This is a genomic window from Proteiniclasticum sediminis (assembly GCF_018128025.1).
Lineage (GTDB): Bacteria > Bacillota > Clostridia > Clostridiales > Clostridiaceae > Proteiniclasticum > Proteiniclasticum sediminis.
On sequence record NZ_JAGSCS010000040.1, the window covers coordinates 1 to 3,893 of the forward strand.

The 3,893-nt window shown below is 44.5% G+C and carries 4 protein-coding genes; all 4 read right to left on the minus strand.

Translation table 11 applies throughout. The annotated features are described in order from the left end of the window. Window positions 1-308: 308 nt before the first annotated feature. Complete coding sequence (locus KCG48_RS14295) at window positions 309-1,712, minus strand: MATE family efflux transporter (protein ID WP_230977160.1); 1,404 nt, start codon at window positions 1,710-1,712, stop codon at window positions 309-311. A gap of 440 nt (window positions 1,713-2,152) precedes the next feature. After that, a complete protein-coding gene (locus KCG48_RS14300; protein WP_211802854.1) occupies window positions 2,153-2,407 on the minus strand; it encodes a hypothetical protein in 255 nt (84 codons plus the stop codon). Between the two features lie 228 nt (window positions 2,408-2,635). Further along, window positions 2,636-3,070, minus strand: coding sequence for a hypothetical protein (locus KCG48_RS14305; RefSeq protein WP_211802855.1), 435 nt, complete (start codon window positions 3,068-3,070; stop codon window positions 2,636-2,638). A gap of 10 nt (window positions 3,071-3,080) precedes the next feature. Continuing rightward, window positions 3,081-3,893: RHS repeat-associated core domain-containing protein (locus KCG48_RS14310; RefSeq protein ID WP_211802856.1), on the minus strand; the 813-nt coding region annotated here is incomplete at its 5' end.

Consider the following 3,893-nt stretch of genomic DNA (forward strand, 5'->3'; position numbering starts at 1 on the left):
TGACCTTGACGCAGTTTCGCAGCTCGACAAAACTGGATCTGACAAAGAATCTAAAATAATCGGACAAAAAAATCACCCTTGATTTGACTTGAAACAAGTCTTATCAAGGGTTCTCTGTTTGTGAACTCCAAAACTCAGGAGGACCTCCTGGCCAAGGAAGGGTTCTATGCTCAGCTCTACAACTCCCAGTTCGACGAGTAATCTCTCCAGCGAAGGAATGCCCAAAAGGGAAACATGATAAAGAAACAGGCTGCGGAATAAGCATCACGCTTTTCCACAGCCTGTTTTGTTGGTTAAAAAATCAAGAGTTATTCAAGTCCCAGCTTGACTTCCACCTCGTGCTGACGGGCTTCATGCCACTGATGTTCTTCCTTGTCCATGAGCTTCAGCTGGTATCTGACCATGAGCGTCGTGGTCACCGCTGCGACGGTGTCTGCCACGGGCTGAGCCGTCCAGACCCCCATGAGTCCGAAGATGGGGGGAAGGATCAGAAGAGCCGGGATAAGGATGATTACCTGCCGCAGCATGGAGAGGATAAAGGACTTTTTCGCCTGGCCGATGGCCTGGAAGAAATTGGCGCTGATAATCTGGAATCCCGCCACGGGCATGGCTAGCATAAACCGGCGGATTCCCACAACACCCATGACGCGGATGTCCGGATCCTTGGTGATGAAGTTCAGGAACACCTGGGGGATGGTCATGATGAAGATCATTCCGATGACACAAAGCACCGTGGCTGAAATGGCTCCCACCTTCAGGGCTTCCTTCACCCGCTTATAGTTCTTTGCGCCGTAGTTGAAGCCGATGATGGGCTGAAGGCCCTGGTTCATGCCGAAGATCGGCATGAAGAAGAGGGTGACGATGGAGTTGATGGCCGCATAGGCCCCGATGGCCAAGGAGGTGCCATAGGTCACCAGGCTCTTGTTCATGATGATGCCGATGACGCTGCCCGCCACCTGCATGGCGAAGGGGGAAGCTCCGATGGACATAATCTTCAGGATCCGCGCCTTATGGTAGCGGATATTCTCCAGCTTCAGGTGGAGCATGGCCTTTCCTCGAAGGAAATAGCTTATGGTCCAGGCAAAACTGAAGAACTGGGCAATGATGGTGGCCCAGGCAGCGCCGGCTACGCCCATGTTAAAACCGTAAATGAGAACCGGATCGAGGATGGTGTTGGCGATGGCCCCCACCAGCATGGTGTACATGGCAATTTTCGGATTGCCCTCGGCACGGATGATGTTGTTGAGACCGAAGGCAATGGTGTTAAACACATTTCCGTAGAGGATAATCCGCAGATAATCCTCAGCATAGCTTCGGATGCTTTCGTCCGCTCCGTACAGATTGACGATGGGGGTGAGGAAGATCAGCCCCACAATGGTAATGGCAAGACCGGCCGTGGCCAGCATGAGGAACCCGGTGCCAAAAAGTTTTTCCGCACCATCCTTGTCCCCCTGGCCCAGCTTAATGGAAATGTTGGCTCCAGAGCCGATGCCGAAGAGCATGGAAAAGCCCATCATGATGAAGGTGATGGGAAGCACTACGCCAATGCCGCTGATGGCCAGGCCACCCGTGACCGGGATATTCCCGATGAAGATCCGGTCAACAATATTATACAGGGACTGCACGACCATCCCCAGAATCGCCGGAATGGAGAAGCGCAGAAACAGCTTGAAGATCTTCTCCTCCCGCATGAGTGTCGTTCGATCGCCCAAAATAATTCCTCCTTTGGAACTTCCTACATTTTGTTCTGTTTTTATAACAAAAATTATTATAGCACCATCTGAAGGAAAGATAAACCACCAGGCGGGAAACTATGGGGAAGAGGGGAAGGGAAGTGTAAAAATTGATGCCAAAAGTTCACCTCTTCATGAGAAATTCTTCAGTTTTATACGCAATGATTAAACCGCTGTGCAGTACATTTTAAGCACGGCATAGCGGCTGGTCATAGGATATTTTTTTTAAATACATCAACAGTTGCAGAGGATTTCAGAACTCATTTTCATTCACTAAAATAGCAATGTTACGATACCTATAACACTTATGCCGTTCTTGCAATTCACCTACATGGTTTCTTTAGGAAATATCTTCATCTATACAAAAACCTTCTGTCCATTCATTTTCACCAATCACGTACTCCGAAATGCAAAATCCATCAGGATATTCGAAGAAACATTGTTTGTCCTAAATCTCTGGCGATAGGGATAAGCTTGTTCAGCTCATTTTTCTTTATGTTGTCTATAAGATGAACATGATTTTCATAGGCTTCAAAATCAGTTCTATCTTTGATATTTTCAACGAAATCATAATTACTCTGTGCAAAGAGAACAAACTCATTTCCTTGTTCGTCTGTGATCGTTTTGAATTTGAAAAGACTTGTTATCACTGCAAAGTATTCTATTCTTTTCAATATCCTCACTCCCTAATACCCTTAGATAGCTAGACCTTTGCCTATTGCCTTGATTACATCTGGGTTTTGTAATAACTGTTGAATTGCTTTTGAGGCTAACTGTCCAATCGAGGATAAATACCATTAACCCGTCCCCTCTTGTTTGTGTGTTTGAAATTATTTGGTCGTTTAAGGAATCGTTTTATTAGTTATCTTAAAACATCCAACAGAGGGGTTATTTGCACATAACTATAGTGTTTTAAGTAGTTTTAATGATTTTTTCAAATCATCTAACCCTCTCAACTCTCCAAAATCATGCCTCTCTATGGAATGGATAATTTTAGACGATACATCAATCAATTCATGGACTAACTCGTTATATTCTAACTTGCATTCGCAAATCGTAATTTTACGCTTTTTATCTTCAATACAAGTCATCTGGACACCGTTTCCTTGTTTACAACAATTGACATAATAAGGACCATCCATGAAACGAAGGACAAAATTAGCATTCTCATTTTGGTGAACTTCAAGAATACTGGAAATCCAATAATTTAATACAATAATAGCAAAATCTGTCCATTGGTCATCTGGAAACGATCGCCCATTGACCTCTAGATAAAAAGTAACATCTATAGTTTCGTTTGCATAATAAAAATCATCTAAAAATAAGATTTTTAGCATTTTATCCTCCTCATTTCGGCCATGCGGTTTCAATGATTTTATCTTTTAAATTAACCCACATTTCTACTACAGTATTATATGTTTTAGAAAATCCTCTTAAAAAAACGCTATCTCCTTGAGTTTGTACCCTTTTACCAGTGTTATAGGCTTCCTGAATTGCTTTTTGTATCATAGACCATGTCATCCATTTTGGAAACCTGTCTTTATTGGGTCCGCCTCGATTTCCACCTGCACTATGCCCCGACATAATATGGTTCTTATTTAGTCTTAACTTGTTATAAGAAGGTAAACTCGGAGCTTTAGGTTTGTATTTCTGATTCTGATAAATCGTATATCCAACACCAATCACCGCTACGCCTAACAGCACCCAACCGACTGGATTCCAAAAATTCGCACCTCCCGCGGCAGCTGTGGTAACTAAATAACCCTCACCTTCAAGCGCAAGCATTAATGCTTCTCCTGAGGGATCATATAAAATAACTGGATTATTAGCGCAATAAGCGTAAACATTAGGTGCCAACAGCCCAGCGCCTTCATCAAATCCACCTTCATAAACATTAGGTTCAGGACTCAACCACCGAGTGATTACCGGGTCATAGTATCTTGCACCTACATAGTAGAGCCCCGTCTCTCCATCATAGGAATACCCCCGATACCGGTAGGGATTCTTCTGCCCTAGGGTTTCCGCCAGGGTCCCTTCCACGGTGAGCGGTTTTCCCCAGGTGTCATAGGTATAGCGTACCACAAGTGCCCCGGTGCGATCCAGCAGGCCGATGACATCCCCCTGGAGATTGTGGACATAGAAATACGTCTCCTCATTCCA

Coding starts and splice junctions, on each gene's coding strand:
- KCG48_RS14305 (WP_211802855.1), bottom strand. CDS start 3,070: ATGCTAAAAATCTTATTTTTAGATGATTTTTATTATGCAAACGAAACT.